A 17,983-nucleotide genomic window follows, 5' to 3' on the forward strand; every position below is an offset into this window, starting at 1 on the left:
CGTTTTACGCCAGAATGTCCCGCATCACGTGCCCGTGTACATCCGTCAGCCGCACATTGCGCCCGCTGAAAAGGTACGTCAGTTGCTCATGGTCCACCCCCATCAGGTGCAGCACCGTGGCCCACAGGTCATAGACCGTCTGCGGCTTGTCCACCGCCTTGTAGCCGAACTCGTCCGTCTCGCCCAGCGTCGTGCCACCTTTGATGCCGCCACCCGCCATCCAAATGCTGAAGCCATACGGATCATGGTCACGGCCATCACTGCCCTGGGCAAAGGGCGTGCGCCCAAACTCACCCGCCCACACCACCAGCGTGCTGTCCAGCAGACCGCGTGATTTCAGGTCCTTGATCAGGGCCGCGATGGGCTGGTCCACCTGCTGCGCCATCTTGCCGTGGCCGCTCTTCAGCGCCCCATGCTGGTCCCAGGGATTCGCCGCCTGCCCACCGCCGATGTTCTGCGCCAGGCAGCTCAGTTCCACAAAGCGCACCCCGCGCTCCACCAGCCGCCGGGCCAGCAGGCACTGCCGTGCATAGGCCGTGCGGGAGCTTTCAGGGCCGTCCATGCCATACATCTTTTTCGTCGCCTCAGACTCGCCGCGGATGTCGCACAGCTCCGGCACCGCCGCCTGCATGCGCCAAGCCATCTCATAGTTCTGGATCGCCGCCTCCACCTGGCTGTTGGCCCCCAGCTCCCCGAGAAAACTCTGGTCCATTTCGCCAATGAAATCCAGCCGTTGCCGTTGCAGCATCGCCGCCTCACGCGGCTGGATGTTGCGCACCGGCTCGCTGCTGTCCGCCTTGATAATTGAAGCCTGGTGCTGCGCGGGCAGGAAGCCATTGCCAAACAGGCCTACCCCGCCATGCGGAGCCGTCGCACCGCCGCTTTGCAGCACCACATAGCCCGGAAGGTCCTTCGACTCCGTGCCCAGCCCATAGCTCGTCCACGCCCCCGCGCTCGGGTAGCCCACAAAGGGGAAACCCGTGTGCATGAAAAAGTTCCCCTGCGCATGTTCGCTAAACTTCGCCGTCATGCTGCGCACCACCGCCAGCTCATCCGCCACGCTGCCCATGTGGGGGAAAAGATCGCTCACCGGCAGCCCACTCTGCCCGTAGTTTTTAAAAGCCCAGTGCGAAGGCTGGATCACCCCGTCATTGTTAAACTGCGTCCTCGCCGTGGCAAAGGGCGGCGGCTTGCCCGCATACTTTTCCAGCGCCGGTTTCGGATCAAACGAATCCACCTGCGACACCCCGCCGCTCATGTAGCAAAAGATCACGCTGCGTGCCTTCGGCGCGATCTTGCGCGCCCGGTGCACCGCCTGGTCGGCCAGGGCCTGTTCAGCCATCAGCCCGCCCAGGGCGGCCAGCCCAAAGCCCGATGAGGCCCGTGAAAGGATCTGACGACGTGTGAGGTAGGGGTTCATCGCAGGTAGAGGAATTCTTTGAGGTTGATGATGGAAAGAGCCAGGCTTTCCCAGCCCGCCTTTTCAGGGTCGGTCTTTTCGGCATTTTCGGTTAGGCGTGTCAGGCTGCCCATCACTTGGTTCAGCTCATCCTTGGCCCGCGTCATCTCCTGGCGCTGCGCCTCCGTCAGCGCATTCAGCACATCGCGCTCCGTCACCGCCGTGCCTTCCAGATGGCGGGAAAGGGCGATCTCCTTATCCGTCAGCGCCCGGTCATAAAGCCGCGCCCGGAGGATACGCCCGCGCAGCATCCGGTTGCCCCCCGCCGCCCCATGGCGACAGCCCAGCAGCACCTCCGCATCCCCGGCCATGAATTCGCTGGTTTCTTTGTTCGTGTAAGGCTCCCCATAGGGCTGCCCGTCGCGATAGCCCGTCACCTTGCTGCCTTGATACGTGATGGCCACATGCACTGGCCGGCGATCTGCCTCCGTATCCGCCGGCCCGCCGAACTCCTGCGTGCGCCGGTGGTTGTTGCTGCCAGAGAGCCACTCCTGCGGCGCACGCTCAGCGTAAACGATGGCGTCAAAGACACTGCCTCGCCGGTCCTGCAGCGTCATCACCCCGCCGCCCTTCTGGTCCAGCGTGTCCAGCACCACCCAGGCCTCCAGAGTTTTTTCGGTCATGCTTTTGGTTAACGGAAGGCTGCGGGCCAGCGCCGTACGTCCATCCAGGATCAGCGCCCCATCGGCGATCTTCGCGCTCCCTTCCAGCTTCAGCGGCAGCCGTTTCAGCGTATCTTCCGTCCCTTCTTCAAAGGTCCACTCCGCATACGGCAGCGGCGCGTCGGCCGCATTCGCCGCTGGTTTCCCTCCCGCAAGCCTCGCCCGCACCGGCTCCAAGATCGCCTGGAGTCTCCGTTGCAAATCCGCCTGCTTCGTCTCTAGCGCCGCCACCTCCGCCCGCTGCTGCCGGGCGAAATCGGCCGATCTCTCCACGAAGCCCCGGCTCGCCAGCAGCTCCCGCTTTGTCGCCGGGCGGCCCAGCGCCTGCATGAACATGCGATTCACCCGCGCCTCGTCATTCGGCTCCGCCAGCGCACGCCGCGCCCAGTTGCCGCTCCAGTTGATGATCGTCGGATCATTCAGCAGCGCCAGCGACTGCGCAGGCACATTCGTCACGTCCCGCCGTCCTCTTGTGCTCGAGGGCACCGGCATGTCAAAGGAGTTCAGGAACGGCTCCAGGCTGTTGCGGATCACGCCCACATAGATGCTGCGGCGACCATCCTTGCCATACACCGGCTCACCATACATTTGGTTATTCATTTTCCCCGAAAGCATCAGGATGCTGTCACGGATCGCCTCCGCCTCCAGCCGCCGCACCGTCCAGTGGCTCAGCAGCTTGTTTTCCGGGTCCTTCTGCGCTGCCAGCTCCGTCCCCTTGTCGCCCCGCTGAAAGGCCTGCGTCAGCAGCAGCGCCTTCACCGTCGCCTTCAGGCTGCCGCCGCTCTTTTGAAAGTGGGCGGCCAGCGCATCCAGCAGTTCCGGGTGCGAGGGCAGCTCGCCCAGGCGGCCAAAGTTATCCGTCGTCCCCACCATCCCCCGGCCAAACACATGATGCCACAGCCGATTCACCATCACCCGCGAGGTCAGCGGATTCGCCGCATCCGTCAGGCTCTGAGCCAGCTCCAGCCGCCCGCTTCCCTGGGTTTGATACGGCGCGGAATTGATGCCATCCAGAAACCGCCGCGCCACTTTCTCCGCAGGCTGCTTGTGGTCTCCGCGAACAAAAAGTGCGGCATCATAGCTGTCTGCCTCCAGCACCCCAGGGGCGCGTGTCGGCTGGGGCAGCTTCGCCTCCACCTCACGGTAACGCGCCAGCAGTCCCGCCGCCGCAGGCACGCCCTGCACATCATTCGGCAACTTGCCCTGGCGCAGCAGCGCGCCCAACAGCTCCGCCTGCGCATCCGTCATCGTCCCGGCCTGCCACGCAGCCACCGCCTCGCGCGGATCTCCACCCGCCTCGCCACCGGGTGGGGCCTCATCCGTGGCGGTCACAAAGGCCTCCGTGATGCCAAACCAGGAACGCTCATCCTCCTTCGTCTCCGCAGGCATGTCCGCCACCGTCGCCACCTGTAGGAATAGATCATCCCCTTTCCAGTAGTTGAGGTCCAGCTTGTGCCATCCCAGCTTCGCATCGCCTTCATCCTTGAGTTCCTTGGCGCGATGCACCGTGCCCGTGCGCGGATAATTCTGCACCACATACTTGGCCTTCACACCGCCACCACCGGCGACACGCATCCAGAGAAATCCCCCTTCGTTCTTGAACCGTGGCGACATCACCACCGCCCGGTCCTTCGTCGAGATCAGGTCGCTGAAAAGCCCCCCCGGATACACCCGGGCAATGATTCCCTGCCCCTCCGTCTGCACGCTGAATTCCCCCGCCTGAGTCACTCCCTGCTTCACGCCCAGGCCATCCACATGCCACGGCTCCTGGCGTAGATCCCACACCTTCGTGGCTGCTGGTTTCGCCGCCTGTGGAGGCAGCGGCTTCACGGGCAGCTTCTCTGCCGCCTGGCTCCAGGCCGCCGCCATCACTCTTTTGATCTCCTGCTTCAGCTTCACCAGTTCCTCACGTTCAGCCTGGCCGGTCCCCGGCGCATTCACATCCACCACCGCCGGTTTCGTGCTCGTGAAGATGCCATACAGCGAATAAAAATCCGCCTGGCTGATCGCGTCGAACTTGTGGTTATGGCAGCGTGCGCAGGAAACCGTCAGCGCCTGAAAAGTCTTCGTCACCGTGTCCACCTGATTGTCCGTGAAGGTCACCAGCTCATCCAGCGAATCCGTGGGCGAAAAGCCATGCAGCACCATGCGCAACTGGCCGATGCCCAGCGCACTTTCATTCAGGCCGTCCTTGATCCTCGGCTTCGCCAGCAGATCCCCGGCGATGGCCTCCCGCACCATTTGCGGATATCGCACATCGTCATTGAAGGCCCGGATCACATAGTCCCGGTAACGCCACGCATACGGGATGCGCGGATCCCCCTCGCTGCCATAGCTCTCCGCATAGCGCACCCAGTCCAGCCAGTGCCGTGCCCAGCGTTCGCCATAGGCCGGTCTGGCCAGCAGCCGGTCGACCAGCCTCTCATAGGCCTCGGGTGTCTTCTGAAACTCCGCCACAAAGGTCGTCACCTCCTCCGGCGTCGGCGGCAGCCCCGTGAGGATGAAGCTCGCCCGGCGGATCAGCGTCGCCGCATCCGCAGGCGCAGCCGGGGCCAGCCCCTCCTTCTTCAGCCGTTCCAAAAGTTGCCGGTCAATCTCCGCCGCCACGGCCCGCGCCTCTTCGGTCCCCTTCAGCACGCCCGCCTTCACCGGCTGAAAGCACCACCACTGCTTGCGCCGTTCCAGCACCGCACTCCAGTCCGTCTCCTTCGCCAGTTGCTCGGCAGAGGGGGCCTTGTCACGTGGATCATAGGCCCCTTCCGCGATCCACTTTTCAAAGTCGGCGATCACCTGGTCATCCAGCTTCGCGCCGTTCTTCGGCATCTTCAGGTCATCATGCGTGTGCTTGATCGAGTCTAACAACAAGGATGACGCCACATCCCCCGGCTTGATCGCCGCCCCGCTGTCCCCGCCCGCCTGCCAGCCCGCACGTGAGTCCAGCAGCAGCCCGCCCTTTTGTTTGCCCGCCTCGCTGTGGCATTCATAGCACTCCTGCGCCAGCACCGGACGGATGCGGGATTCAAAAAACTCCACCTGCTCAGGCGTCGCGGCTGCCGCAGAACCGCAGGCAACCAGAATGATCCAAGGAAGTCGTTTCATGCCAAAAGCCTCCGCGTGATGTTTTCCGCAGCCTGCATGCAGAGACGCCCCATCTTCTCGAACTGGTCACGCTTCAGGCGAAAGGCCGGAGCCATCACTGTGATCGCCGCCACGGGATAACGATACTCGTCCAGGATCGCCGCCCCCACGCATTGGATGCCCTCCAGCCCTTCCGACAGGTCCAGGGAATAACCACGTTTGCGTACCTTGGCCAGGTCCGCCTCCAGCGCCTCCCGCGTGGCCAACGTCGCCGGGGTAAATTGCTTCAGCGTCACCTGCTCAAAAAACGTCTCCAGTTCCGCTGCGGGCAGATGCGCCAGCACCGCCTTGCCCGGCGCGCAGGAATACATCGGCACCTGCAGGCCCACCGTGCCGCTCACCTTGATCGGCTGGGTGGAGATGCACTGCTCCAGCAGCGTCATCTTGTGGTTCACCCCCGCCAGCAGTTGCACCGTCTCCCCGCTCTCATCGCGCAGCCATTTCAGCGACTCCAGCGCACACACCACCAGGCTTTTTTCCCGCACCTGCGGCCTGGAAAGATCGAAAAGTTTGTTCGTCAAAACGAACCGCTTGTCATCCTCGCGCCGTTGCAGGTAGCCCCGCGCATGCAGCGTGCCCGTGATGCGAAACACCGAGTTCACCGGCAACTCCAGATCTCGCGCGATTTCGGTCAGGCTCAGGCCCGCCCGGTGCCGCCCCAGCAGCTCCAGGATCGCCAGCGTACGCTCCGTCCCCGGAGCGGCGGAATTGTCGTCCAGCAGGATGGCAGAGTCTTCGTCAGAGAGTCGTTTCATTTCTAAATCCAGAAACGTTTCCAGATTTGGAAATCTTTCAAGCCCTCGTTTTTTCCGAAAACACCTCCTCAGTCCCCTCCGCCGCCGCCACCGCCACAACCACCGCAGCCGCTGCTCCCACAGCCAGAGCTGCCCCCGCTGCATCCCGAAGACGACCCGCACCCGCCGCCGCCCGAATCTGAACTGGCGGGTCGATACAAGGCCGAGTGCAGGCTGCTGTACGCAGGCATCTGCAGCGCCCCATAGCCGCCCAGGGCCACCAGCATCGCCACCTGCGCCGGGTCCGCCATCAGCCCTTCTTTTTCCACCTGACTCGGCGTCACCGGCGGGCTCTTTTTAAATTCCTTCCACAGCCGCTCCCCATCCTTCGTCCGCCGCGACAGGTGCGATACCCGCCACAGCAGGATCACCAGGGAAAAGATCAAAAACGCCACCAGGAACCCCACTGGGCGATCCCGCGAAATGCCGACATACACCTTCGCCATTCCCACCAGCATCACCGTCACCAGAGGCAGCGCCGCCAGCCAGCGCAGCCTTCGCAGACCCGGCGTGCTCTCCAGCACTCGCGCTTCAGCCAGCCGCTCCTGCATCTCCTGCATCATCGGTTTCAGGGCCTTGCGCACTTCCGCCGGGCTCACTTTCTCCCGCTCCGGCACCGCCTTCAGCACCCGCACTTCCACCTCGTGCAGATCCTCCGGGATGGGCATGTCAGCCTCCACCCACAGCTTCGCCGGACTTTCGCTTCCATCCACATTCACCAGCTTCAGGCTGTAAAGCGCCGCCAGGGCCGCATCCACCACGCGATCCCCACCGCCCCCCAGAAAGGCGATGTCATAACGGTCCGTCAGCGGCATCATCCGCCGGCTGCCCTGAGCGCGCGCCACCCGTGGCCAAACCAACGATGCAACCAAGGCCAGCGCAAAACACACCACATACCATTTCAAAAACTCCTCGCCCCGCAGGTCCAGCACCTCCATCACCGGCTGGCACCCCACCAGGGCCACCACGCCCAGCATCAGCACCGCCGCCGTCTGCACCACCGCCGTCCGAGGCAGCTTCAGCCACACTGGTTTTGGCAGCAGCCAGTGCCGGGAAACATCCACCCAGCGGCTGCGCATCGGCTGAAATCGCTTCTCCACTGGCGGCCAAATGTCCGCCGGGGCAGCCTGGCCAAACAGGCGCGCATAGCTTTCCAGCGTCCGTTCATACTGGCGGCGAAATTTAGCCTCCTCATCCACCCCGCCCGCCGTCGGCTCGTGATGCAGCGGCCTCCCCAGCACCTCCCGGCACAGCCCGTCCCAGTAGGAGCGCGTGTACACCATGTGCAGATGCCAGGCCTGGTCCACCTCCTCAGACGGCGTCACCGGGTGCCCCGCATGCTGCGTCATCAGCAAAAAGCGCTTGTACTCAAAGATCACCCGTTCAGCAAAGCGGTGACTCCAGCCATTCTCGCGCGCCAGCCGGGCCGCAAAACCGAACACGGCCTGGTTGTCATTGAGCTGGAACCTTTCCAGCTTCTCCCACGTGGCCTGAACTTCAGGCGGGCATTGGATTGAGATCATGCAATTGGATTACCCGCCCATCCTGCCAGACTTCCTCCCGCCACGCACGGACAATTTCCCACCGCTTTTGGAACATCCCCCACTCCGCCAAAAGATCCGCCCCAAAGCCTCCGTTTGATGAATTATCTTTTTCAAATCTAGAAACCCTTCTAAATTTGGAAAATAGATTCAACCACCGTCTTGCCTGAAACTACCCCCATACCCCGGCTCGTACAACGTGATCCCCAAGACGGGAGCCATGGCCGTGAAATGCTTGTCCTGCGCATACACGCGGCACATCATTCGCTGCGCAATGGTGGCGATGAGCACATCATTGGCCGGGGCTGTGATCCCGGCATCTCGCAGCTTCCAGTTGTTGCGGACGGCGGCGACGTAGTCAGCCTCCTTCACTCGCAGGTAGGGCAGGACAGAAAACAGCGCGGACATTTCCTTTCGTTCGTGCTTAAAGGCACCTCCCATGACCTCCAAAAAGACGGGCGAGCAAAGAGCCGCCTCATAGACATCCAGCAAACCTTTGAGCCCGACCTTGGCCTCCAGGCTGCCCTCCCGGCGTGCGGCGGCAATCCAGACAGAACTGTCAACAAGCACCATGGCTCACTCCACGCCCAGGGCTTCCAGTTCCTCATTGGTCATGGGATAGTCAAAGTACCCTTCCAGCAGCTTCTGCCCGAGTTCCTTGGCCCGCATCCGTTTGACATAATTCTCCACCGCCTTGGCAATTGCGGGACTCTTGCTCTTCTCCCCCGTCAATTCCATGGCATCACGAATGATTTCGTCTTCGATTTCGACTGTGATTCTCATGACATCATGATGTTATCATCATAAAAATCACCCCACCAGCCTCTTTTTACATCATTTGTTAAGCTTTTAGTCATCATTGATCATGAAATCCGTCATCGCCCTGCATCCCGGCCAGATCGAAATCCTCGATACCCCCACGCCCCAGCCCGGCCCTTACCAGGCCCTCGTCAGAACCGAGTGCGCCTGCCTTTGCAACCGCACTGACAGCGAGCTTCTCCACGGCAACTTCCCCGGCATGGAGGACAAGTTCCCCTTTGCCCTCGGCCATGAAAGCGTCGGCATCGTCGTCGCCGTCGGCGAAAAAGTCCGCCACTTTGCCGTGGGCGACCGCGCCGTAGGCGGCCTGTCCTTCGATCTGCAAATGGAAGGCGTGGACTCCGGCTGGGGCGGTTTTGGGGAATACACCCTGGCCAATGACCACGAGGCCATGGTCGCCGATGGCGTGGCAGATGAAGCCCACGGCTGGTTCGAAGTCTATGAGATCCAGACCAAGGTGGATGCCGACATCCCCGCCGAAGAGGCCGTCCTCCTTTGCACTTGGCGCGAAGTCCTCGGGGCCTTCCGCGACTTCCACCTTCAGCCCGGGGATGATGTGCTCATTTACGGCGCTGGCCCCGTCGGCCTCAGCTTTGTCAAACTCGGCCGCCTCTTCGGCCTCGGCTGGATCGGCATCGTGGACCGCCACACCGACAAGCAGGCCAAGGCCCTCGCCTTCGGTGCCGATGCCGCCTTTGCCCCCGGCGACAAGATCGAACGTCCCAAGAAGCTCGACGCCGTGATTGATGCCGTCGGCCATCCCGATATCCTCCAGCAGGGCCTTCCCCTGCTCCGCCGGGGCGGCTCCCACTGCATCTACGGCGTGCTATCCCACCCCGTCCTGCACATCGACAAATCCAAGGCCGACTTCAATTTCAACCTCTTCGTCCACCAGTGGCCCACCCGCCGCTACGAAAAGGAAAGCCAGCCCCAGCTCTGCCAGTGGATCCGCGAAGGCAAACTCACCTCCGCTGATTTCATCACCCACCGCTTCCCCCTCGATCACATCGTCGAAGCCTTCGACGAAGTCGCCCGCCGCAAAGTCATCAAGGCCTTGATCGAGTATCCGACCGCGTAAACAACAGGCTCCTCACAAAGCACTTTTTGTTAGGCGGATCAGCCATGGCCAAACGCCTGCCGGTCCACGCCATTGAGACGAGCGGTCTCCTCCAGCAATCCTTGGGGATAAATCGCCATGCAAAGATCAATCGGGCTGACAATGTCTCCAAGCCTCACAAAATTGCTGGTCTTGGTATCAAATGCCAGGACACCATCGGCTGGGCGATACCACGACAGCATGGGAAGAACCCCCAACTCCAACATCAGCTTGGGCAGGCTGAGAAAGCCCTGGTCCTCCATAAATTCCCGGATCTCATCCATCTCCGGCGCAGGCCCGATCAGCCATGGCTGAGAGGTTTGCTATGATTTAGCCACACTGGTTGGTTAAACCAAGTTTCAGGCCCCCCGGACCTAATACGCATCCCGATGCCTCTTTCCCTAGCCGCAGAGCGGCGTCCGTATCTTAGCCGCGCCTTTCAAGGCGCGGTTTTAGCCCGCACACCGCCTTCACTCATCGCGTCGCAGCGCGACGCCCGAACGGCCGCGATTTCACCAATCCATCACGCTAAATCGTATCAAATCACCAGGCTCGACTTCATCTTCTCCGCCTTCAGCAGGGCGCGGAAGCGTTCTTCATCGCTCTCGCGCGTGTCGCTCACCAGGCAGTAGCGGTAGTCGTGCCAGTGCTGCAGCTCCGCCTCCGCATTGCGCATCCGCAGTTCAAAGGCCTCCGCACTTTCCGTGTTGCGGCCCATCAGCCGCTGGCGCAGTTCCTGCAGGCTCGGCGGCATCACAAAGATGTCCGTCAGGCAGCGGCCCACCAGTTCATCCTCACAGCCGCGCACCTGGCCTGCGCCCTGTACATCGATGTCCATGAACACATCCACCCCACGGCGCAGGTAATCATACACATAGCTTTTCAGCGTGCCGTACCAGCGATTGTGCACACGCGCGTACTCGAAGAATTCCCCCCGATCCACACGGGCCAAAAAGTCCTCCTCCTCCAGGAAAAAGTAGTCCTTCCCATGCTCCTCACCCGGACGTGGCGCACGGGTGGTGCAGGAGACCGAAAACACCGCCGTTTCCCCATCGCACACCTTGCGGCAAAGCGTGGTTTTGCCCGTGCCAGAAGGACCGGAAACCACCACCAAAAGACCGAGACGAGGAGACGTGAGATTCATGCCCCAGCGTTTAGCGATGCCAATGCCCGCTGCAACTGAAAGCGCTACTCATCCCCATCGTCACCATCCCCCACCAAGCCATCCGGCTCGGCCAGCACCCGCTGGAAACGCAGTTGCAGCACCCGGCGCAGGTCCGCCTTCGTCGTGGTCACTTCGTAACCTTCGATGATCACCTTCTCTCCCACCTTCGGCAGATGCCCCAGCAGATGCGTGACATAGCCGCCAATGGTCGTCACTTCCTCGCTCTCGATGTCCAGGCCCGCCTGATCCTTCAGTTCATAAAGGTTCAGCGTCCCCTCCACGATGAATTCATCGTCATCCACCCGGCGAAACTCGCTGTTTTCCTGGTCAAATTCGTCCTGAATGTCGCCCACGATCTCCTCCAGCACGTTGTCCAGCGTCACCACGCCCACCGTGCCGCCATACTCATCCACCGCCAGGGCGATGTGCACATGCCGGTCCAGGAAAAACCGCAGCAGCTTGTCGATCGGCATCATCTCTGGCACCATCGGCAGATCCCGTTTGATCTTGCGCAGGTCCGCCGAAGGCTTGCCGATCAGCGCCAGCAGATCCTTGATGTGAATCAGCCCGATGCTGTGATCCAGGTGCCCTTCCACCAGCGGATAGCGCGTGTGCTTGCAGTCCACCGCCACCTTCAGGTTCGCCTCAAAGGAGTCGTCCGCATCCAGGGAGATCACCTGGTTGCGCGGCGTCATCACATCCCGCACGCAGCGGTCATTCAGCGCCAGCGCATTCAGCAGGATGTCCTTCTCCGTCTCCGTCACCTCCTTGGCATTCTGGCTCTCCGCCACGATGTGCCGCAGCTCCTCTTCAGAGTGCGCCAGCTCACTTTCGGAGGCAGGCTCCAGGCGGAAAAAAGTCTTCAGCAGCCAGTTAGCCGCTCCGTTCAGCACCCAGATGGCCGGCTTGAACAGCACGTAAAAGAAATGCAGCGGCGCACTGATCACCAGCACCGTCGCCAGCGATTTGCGGATGGCCAGCGACTTCGGCGTCAGTTCCCCCAGCACCACGTGTAAGAAGGTTACCACCCCAAAGCCAATGCCGATGGAGACCGACGAAATGATCGGGTCGCTCGTCACGCCCAGCTTCCACATCAGCGGCTGGATCACCCGCGCCACATACGGCTCGCCGATCATCCCCAGGGCAATACTCGCGAGGGTGATGCCAAGCTGCGTGGCAGAAAGGTAACCGTCCAGGTTCTTCAGCGCCTTGCGCGCCACCATCGCACTGGCATGGCCCTCTTCCACCAGGGCGTCGAGCTGCGTGCTACGCACCTTCACAATCGCAAATTCCGCCGCCACAAAGAAGGCGTTCAGCAGCACAAAAAACAGCACCAGCGCGGCCGACCACGCCACTTCGCTGGCCGTCAGGTTCCACTCATGCAAGACCTCATGCGAGGCGTTGCCCATGGCGAGCAACTGGCTATGAATGGAAAGGAAGTCGTTCATGGGGTGGCGCAGACCAGGGGCGATGCAGCAGGATTAGAGCCGCTCGTAGTTACCATCGCAGCGTTTTTCCAGGATGGTAAAGCCCGCACTCTTAGCGTCCGATATGGACACAGGCTTGGTGACTTTGGGAGTTGAAAAGGCACTGACTTGCTTCTTCACCGGTTTCCGGCAAAGGGGGCATTGCGTCAGCGGGGTACGATCCATCGGGCGGCGTAAGTCAAAACCGCGCCTGCAGGAGGGGCATCCCTCTTCTGGATTTTCCGCAATGTAGGAATACGTGGGCATAACTGTAGTTACCACGTCTCCCTGGCATAGGTCCAGAGAGACTTTCCCTGGACCTGGACTGGCGATTACCAGCTCGACTTGGTCACTCCGGGAACCAGACCGGCGAGGGCCATTTCGCGGAAGGTCAGACGGGACATCTGGAAGCGGCGCATGAAAGCGCGACGACGACCGGAAACGCGGCAGCGGTTAGTCAGGCGAGTCGGGCTGGCATCGCGGGGAAGGAGGGACAGGCCCACGTGATCACCATTCGCCTTCAACTCTGCACGGAGTTTTGCGTACTTACTGACGGTCTTCTGTTTGCGCTTCTCGCGCTCAAGCCAAGCTGTTTTTGCCATAGGGGCCGCGAAATTGCCTCAAGTGAGACACTACGCAAGGAGAAATTTCATTTGTCAGCCACTCGGAACGTGTCAATCTTACTTTCATGATCATCGGAATCCTCGTCGCCGTCAGCTTTCTTCTTCTGGGTATCTTCGTTTTCGCCTTTCTCCAGAAGGCTTAATCTTCCCCGTCACTGCGGGAAATCCCCGCATACAGCTCTGGAAACCGGCGCTCCAGCGCTTTCGGCGTGACATAGCCGATCAACTGCGCCTCGGCCCAGTCCGCCAGTCCCCAGTAGGCATGGGGCAGCGCCAGCAGCACCGCCGTGCAGGTGGGCATCTTTGCTACATGCGCCCGCGCCAGCACTCGCTCCGCAAAATCATGCAGGCCAGGATTATGGCCAAACAGCACCGCGTGCTTCCAGTTCTCATCGAATTGCCGCACCACTTCCAGGATCTGCGGCGCCTCCGCCAGATACAGACGTGAATCCAGCAGCAGGGACTCCACCGGCATCCGCGCCACCTCCAGCATGATCTTCGCCGTGCCCAGTGCGCGCGCCGCCGTGCTCGTCACCAGCCGCTCCGGCGGCGGGATCAGCGCAGGCGTCTCCCCCCCGCCAAAATACGTGCGATGCAGAAACGAAGCCACCGCTGGCGCCGCCCGCAAACCCCGCTCATTCAGCGGACGGTCGTGATCCGTCAGCCCCGCCTGGGCCCAACTGGATTTCGCATGACGGACAAGGGTAAGGTACTTCATTCGGATTCGGAGCACCCCTCCCCTCGCATGACGGGTGCCAAGTGTCAAACCTCACGAAGATAAGGTGCAGTCACGCAGCCACCCACCACGTTCCTCAAACCAGTACCTGCACCGCCTGCCCGGCGGCCACCCGCTCCTCCGGCTCCAGCCGCAGCAGCGCATTCGCCTGGCTCAGGGCAAACAGTGCATGGCTCTGCTGCAGCCCCTGCACCGTGAACTTCCCCTCTTTCAAAACACCCCGCAGGTAATGCGGGCGGTTGCCATCATTGTGCAGATCCGTGGTCGTGATGGCTGGAACCTTCACCGGCTCCACCTGCGCCGCCCCCATCCGCCGCAGCAGCGCCGGGCGCACAAAAAGCTGGTAAGTAATGTAGCTGGAGACCGGATTCCCCGGCAGCCCAAAGATGTATTTGCCCCCTTGCTGGGCAAATAGAAACGGCTTGCCCGGTTTCACCTTCACCCGCCACAGGTCCGGCGTGATGCCCAGCGCCTGCAGCGCCGGTTTGATGTGGTCGTGATCCCCCACGGAGACACCCCCGCTCAGCAGCACCACCTCATGCGTTTGCAAAAGTTCCCGCAGCGTGTCGATCGTCGCCTCCAGATCATCCGCACAATGCACCGCCGTCGTCTCCGCGATGCCCTGCGCCGCCAGCAGCGCCTGCAGCATCAGGCCGTTGCTGTTGTAGATCTGCCCCGCCGCCAGCGGCTGCCCGGCAGGCACCAGCTCGTCTCCCGTGCTCAGCACCGCCACCCGTGGGGCCGCATGCACCCGCACCGTCGCCAGCCCTTGCGAGGCCAGCACCCCCAGCCGCCCCGGCGTCAGCACCTCCCCCCGCCGCAGCAGGATCTGCCCCACGCACAGGTCCGCCCCCGCTCGGCGCACATTTTCGCCCGGCTCCACTGGCTCCCGGCAAAGGATGGCCTCCCCCTGCCGCTCCACATCTTCCTGCATGATCACCGCATCCGCCCCGGAGGGCATCGGCGCACCCGTGAAAATGCGGATCGCCTGCCCCGCACCACAGTGCAGCCCCAGGTCCCGGCCCGCAGGCTGCTCCCCGATGACCCGCAGCGTCGTTCCAGCAGATTTTAAGTCTGCTGTGTTCTCCACACACACCGCATAGCCATCCATCATCGAGTTATCAAACCCCGGCAGAGGCACCGTCGCCAGCACCTCCGCCGCCGCATGATGCCCCAGCGCCTTCAGCAAAGGCAGCTCCACCACCGGCCCCGGCACCAGGGCCGCCAGCACCCGCTCACGCGCATCGGTTTCAGAGATCATTGCACAGGCGGCTCGAGTTCACCCACAGGCGCAGGGGCCGCTGGCGGGACGGCAGGCAGCGGCACAGCTTCCGCCGGCCCAGGGCTCTGCGGAAACTGCTGCGCATTGATGGACTCCAGCGAGATGGTGGGCAGCGTCGGCATCAGCGGCATCGGCGCTTCCGTGCCAGGCATCGGCTTCACCGGCGCAGGCACAGTCGGCACATTCAGCGGCTCGTTCCCGCTCGTGCGCCGCACCACCAGATTCATCACCTTCGGCTGGCCAGAAAGGATGTCCGCCGTCAGGTAGCGGCCCTTGCGCTCCGGCGTCAGCTTCAGCTTCGTCTCCGTTCCCGTCGCATCCACCGCCACCAGCTCCGTCCCCGCACCAAAGTCCGGCAGCACCTCACAGCGGATCAGCACATAGTTCTGCTCCGGATTCACCATCTCCACGATGCCCACCAGCGTCGTCTTCGGCCCCGCAGGCTTCTCCTTTTCCTTCTTTTTAAACAGGCCGCAGCCCGGCAGCACCACAGCCAGGACCAGGGGAAAAAGCACACATTTAATCTGCCACATGCCCCCATCCTAGAGCATCTCCGCCAGGAAAGCCAAGGATGTGGATCAGTTTCACCAAAATCTGTTCGCCTCCCCCGCCACACACGCTAGCTTCAGCACGTGAGTTATCAGGTATTCGCCCGCAAGTATCGCCCCAAAACCTTTGCCGACGTGCTCGGCCAGGAGCATGTCGTCCGCACCCTGCGCAATGCCATCGCGCAGAACCGCCTCGCCCATGCCTACCTCTTCGTCGGCCCGCGTGGCACGGGGAAGACCTCCACCGCACGCATCTTCGCCAAGGCCCTCAACTGCCCCAACGGCCCCAGCATTGACTTCGATCCCGAGGACGAGCTCTGCAAAGAAATCGCCGAAGGCCGCAGCCTCGATGTCCTGGAAATCGACGGTGCCAGCAACAACGGCGTCGATCAGGTGCGCGACCTCCGCGAAAGCGTTAAATACGCCCCCTCCCGCTGCCGCTACAAAATCTACTACATTGACGAGGTCCACATGCTCTCCACCGCCGCGTTCAATGCGCTGCTGAAGACCCTCGAAGAACCGCCAGACCACGTCAAATTCATCTTCGCCACCACCGAGGCGAATAAGATCCTGCCCACCATCATCAGCCGCTGCCAGCGGTTCGATCTCCGCCGCATCCCCAACACCATCATCGCCAAGCACCTCCTCCACATCGCCACGTTGGAAAACGTGGACCTGGACGAGAAAGCCGCCTTTGCCATCGCCAAAGGTGCCGATGGTGGCATGCGCGACGCCCAGTCCATGCTGGACCAGCTCGTCGCCTTCTGCGGCAACACCATCCGCGAGCCCGACGTCCTGGAAATCTTCGGCTTCACCGCCGTCCAGTCCGTCGCCAAAATGGCCCAGTGCATTCTCGATAGCGACACCGTCGGGGCCCTCCGCCTCGTCCATGACACCAGCGAAGCCGGCAAGGACCTCGGCCGCATGCTGGGAGATCTCATCCAGCACTTCCGCACCCTCCTCGTCAGCCAGGCAGATCCCGATGCCGCCGCCGAAGACCTCGAGCCCGACATCGCCGATCTCGTCAGCCACCAGGCCCAGATCGCCAGCACCGAGCAGCTCCTCCGCATCGTCGATGGCCTCGCCGAGGTGGATGCCCGCATGCGCTGGGCCACGAACAAACGCCTCCATTTCGAACTCGGCGTCATCCAGGCAGTCCAGAACTACAACGAGGTCAGCATCAGCGACGTCATCGAAGCCCTCGAAGGCAACGGAGCCGTCTCCGTCCCCCGCCCTGCCCCACGTCCCCAGCCCGCCCCGCGCCGCGCCGCCCCGGTGGAGCTCCCCCCCGCGCAGCCACCCGCCCCAGCCCCCGTGGCCAAGGCCCCCGAGCCCGCCCCCGTCATCATCGAAGAGGCCCTCCCGCCCCTCGCTGCCGCCCCGGCACCCGCCCCCGTTCCCGAGCCCGAGCCACCTCCGGCCCCCGCACCAGCCCCCGAGCCCCCGCCTGCCCCTGCCCCAGAGCCCGCACCCGCACCCGCTCCGAAACCAGCCCCCGCACCCGTCGCCGCCCCGGCCCCGGCACCCGCCGCCCCCGCGCTGACGAATGAAGAATTCCGCCTGGAACTCCTCGGCCTCGTCCAGCAAAAGCGCCCCCTCATCGCCTCCTGGCTGGAGGCCACCACCGTCATGTCCATGGCGCGCGGCATCATCAAGCTCGGCTTCCCCTCCAGCGAAAGCCACGCCAAAGAAAGCCTCGCCCGCGACAACCAGCGCACCTTCCTCGAAGGCCTCGCCCAGGACATCCACGGCACGCCCATGAAGTTCGAAATGCTCGTGGACCCCAGCCTCAAGCCACCGCCACCCGCTGAACTCTTCGGCTCCTTCGACCTCCCCGCCGCCGCCCCCGCCGCCGCCCCCGCCGCAGCCCCCCGCCCCGCCACCGCCCCCGTGCCCGTCACCGAGCGCCCCCGCGAGGCCCCCGCCGCTGCCGAAACCCCCGAGGCACCCGCCTCCGATGCCCCCACCCCCGAGAGCATCACCGCCGAATTCCAAAACGACCCGCTCATCCAGAGCGCCATCGAAAAATTCAAGCTCAAGCTGGCCAGCAATCCACCCGCTCCCCAGCCTTAACCCAACCACTTCCCCCTCAACCCCCGATACCTTTCCATGAACATCCAGAAAATGATGAAGCAGGTGCAGGAAATGCAGAGCCAGATGCAGAAATCTCAGGCCCAGCTCGGCACCAAAACCTTTGAATCCACCGTCGCAGGCGGCAAAATCGTCGTCACCGCCAACGGCCACGGCGACATCCAGAGCCTCAAAATTGCCAAAGAAGTCGTCGATCCCGAAGACGTCGACATGCTCCAGGACCTCATCCTTTCCGCCGTCCAGCAGGTGCAGAAAAAAGTCAAAGACACCCAAGCCGCCGAAATGAGCAAAATGACCGGCGGCATGGGCCTCCCCCCCGGCCTCGGCTTCTAATCATGTAGCCGCCCACGCCCCGCACGCGGGATGGTTCCCGAGCTTCAGGAAACTCACCGCCCCCTCTCTCGTAGCTGCCCGCGCCAGCGGGTGGTTCTGCACGCCCGCAAGCTCCCCCACTCCCCGAGCTTCCCCCACGCCCCCGAGAGGAGCGCGGACACTCTTGTCCGCATCCTAAACCCACCGGACGCGCAGCGTCCCACTCCCCCCGCCCCCCTCTCGTAGCCGCC

At 62.8% G+C, this 17,983-nt stretch carries 17 protein-coding genes; 3 read left to right on the forward strand and 14 right to left on the reverse strand.

Annotated elements, in window-relative coordinates:
• Nucleotides 1–4 precede the first annotated feature (4 nt).
• The 6 genes from ABEB25_RS23500 to ABEB25_RS23525 form a co-directional block, all read right to left on the reverse strand.
• The gene (locus tag ABEB25_RS23500) at nucleotides 5–1,420 is read right to left on the reverse strand and encodes a DUF1501 domain-containing protein (RefSeq protein ID WP_345738902.1); all 1,416 of its coding nucleotides are present in this window, start codon (nucleotides 1,418–1,420) and stop codon (nucleotides 5–7) included.
• Nucleotides 1,417–5,220, reverse strand: a complete 3,804-nt coding sequence (locus ABEB25_RS23505; RefSeq protein WP_345738903.1) for a DUF1553 domain-containing protein — start codon at nucleotides 5,218–5,220, stop codon at nucleotides 1,417–1,419. The genes ABEB25_RS23500 and ABEB25_RS23505 overlap by 4 nt, the downstream gene beginning before the upstream one ends.
• Nucleotides 5,217–6,014 (reverse strand): IclR family transcriptional regulator, encoded by a 798-nt coding sequence (locus ABEB25_RS23510; protein WP_345738904.1) that lies wholly within the window; start codon nucleotides 6,012–6,014, stop codon nucleotides 5,217–5,219. Before ABEB25_RS23510 ends, ABEB25_RS23505 begins: the two co-directional genes overlap by 4 nt.
• Nucleotides 6,015–6,082: 68 nt before the next feature.
• Nucleotides 6,083–7,576, reverse strand: coding sequence for a TIGR04222 domain-containing membrane protein (locus tag ABEB25_RS23515; protein WP_345738905.1), 1,494 nt, complete (start codon nucleotides 7,574–7,576; stop codon nucleotides 6,083–6,085).
• Between the two features lie 168 nt (nucleotides 7,577–7,744).
• Nucleotides 7,745–8,167 (reverse strand): PIN domain-containing protein, encoded by a 423-nt coding sequence (locus ABEB25_RS23520; protein WP_345738906.1) that lies wholly within the window; start codon nucleotides 8,165–8,167, stop codon nucleotides 7,745–7,747.
• 3 nt (nucleotides 8,168–8,170) lie between these two features.
• On the reverse strand, nucleotides 8,171–8,377 hold the full coding sequence (locus tag ABEB25_RS23525; RefSeq protein ID WP_345738907.1) for a type II toxin-antitoxin system VapB family antitoxin: 207 nt from the start codon (nucleotides 8,375–8,377) through the stop codon (nucleotides 8,171–8,173).
• Nucleotides 8,378–8,459: 82 nt separating this feature from the next.
• On the opposite strand from ABEB25_RS23525, the gene ABEB25_RS23530 reads away from it, so the two are divergent.
• Entirely contained in the window at nucleotides 8,460–9,491 is a 1,032-nt protein-coding gene (locus tag ABEB25_RS23530; RefSeq protein WP_345738908.1) for a zinc-dependent alcohol dehydrogenase, read from the forward strand.
• A gap of 38 nt (nucleotides 9,492–9,529) precedes the next feature.
• Here the strand turns inward: ABEB25_RS23530 and ABEB25_RS23535 are convergent, their stop codons facing one another.
• The 8 genes from ABEB25_RS23535 to ABEB25_RS23570 form a co-directional block, all read right to left on the reverse strand.
• A complete protein-coding gene (locus tag ABEB25_RS23535; protein WP_345738910.1) occupies nucleotides 9,530–9,793 on the reverse strand; it encodes a hypothetical protein in 264 nt (87 codons plus the stop codon).
• A gap of 254 nt (nucleotides 9,794–10,047) precedes the next feature.
• Nucleotides 10,048–10,653 carry a guanylate kinase gene (gene gmk, locus ABEB25_RS23540; RefSeq protein WP_345738911.1) on the reverse strand — a complete coding sequence of 202 codons (606 nt, stop codon included), beginning with the start codon at nucleotides 10,651–10,653 and terminating at the stop codon, nucleotides 10,048–10,050.
• Nucleotides 10,654–10,697: 44 nt separating this feature from the next.
• Nucleotides 10,698–12,122 (reverse strand): hemolysin family protein, encoded by a 1,425-nt coding sequence (locus ABEB25_RS23545; RefSeq protein ID WP_345738912.1) that lies wholly within the window; start codon nucleotides 12,120–12,122, stop codon nucleotides 10,698–10,700.
• A 33-nt stretch (nucleotides 12,123–12,155) separates the two neighbouring features.
• Nucleotides 12,156–12,407 (reverse strand): FmdB family zinc ribbon protein, encoded by a 252-nt coding sequence (locus ABEB25_RS23550; RefSeq protein ID WP_345738913.1) that lies wholly within the window; start codon nucleotides 12,405–12,407, stop codon nucleotides 12,156–12,158.
• Nucleotides 12,408–12,472: 65 nt separating this feature from the next.
• Complete coding sequence (rpsN, locus tag ABEB25_RS23555; RefSeq protein WP_345738914.1) at nucleotides 12,473–12,742, reverse strand: 30S ribosomal protein S14; 270 nt, start codon at nucleotides 12,740–12,742, stop codon at nucleotides 12,473–12,475.
• 160 nt (nucleotides 12,743–12,902) lie between these two features.
• Nucleotides 12,903–13,481 (reverse strand): SixA phosphatase family protein, encoded by a 579-nt coding sequence (locus tag ABEB25_RS23560; RefSeq protein WP_345738915.1) that lies wholly within the window; start codon nucleotides 13,479–13,481, stop codon nucleotides 12,903–12,905.
• A gap of 94 nt (nucleotides 13,482–13,575) precedes the next feature.
• A complete protein-coding gene (locus ABEB25_RS23565; RefSeq protein ID WP_345738916.1) occupies nucleotides 13,576–14,760 on the reverse strand; it encodes a molybdopterin molybdotransferase MoeA in 1,185 nt (394 codons plus the stop codon).
• Nucleotides 14,757–15,314 (reverse strand): hypothetical protein, encoded by a 558-nt coding sequence (locus ABEB25_RS23570; RefSeq protein WP_345738917.1) that lies wholly within the window; start codon nucleotides 15,312–15,314, stop codon nucleotides 14,757–14,759. Before ABEB25_RS23570 ends, ABEB25_RS23565 begins: the two co-directional genes overlap by 4 nt.
• Nucleotides 15,315–15,413: 99 nt before the next feature.
• Here ABEB25_RS23570 and dnaX point away from each other — a divergent pair, with 99 nt between their 5' ends.
• Together dnaX and ABEB25_RS23580 are read left to right on the forward strand one after the other, a co-directional pair.
• Nucleotides 15,414–17,402 (forward strand): DNA polymerase III subunit gamma/tau, encoded by a 1,989-nt coding sequence (gene dnaX / locus ABEB25_RS23575; RefSeq protein ID WP_345738918.1) that lies wholly within the window; start codon nucleotides 15,414–15,416, stop codon nucleotides 17,400–17,402.
• A 36-nt stretch (nucleotides 17,403–17,438) separates the two neighbouring features.
• Nucleotides 17,439–17,753: a YbaB/EbfC family nucleoid-associated protein gene (locus ABEB25_RS23580; protein WP_345738919.1), complete on the forward strand. Its 315-nt coding sequence runs from the start codon at nucleotides 17,439–17,441 to the stop codon at nucleotides 17,751–17,753.
• Nucleotides 17,754–17,983 lie beyond the last annotated feature (230 nt).

The sequence above is a fragment of the Prosthecobacter algae genome, from assembly GCF_039542385.1.
GTDB lineage: Bacteria > Verrucomicrobiota > Verrucomicrobiia > Verrucomicrobiales > Verrucomicrobiaceae > Prosthecobacter > Prosthecobacter algae.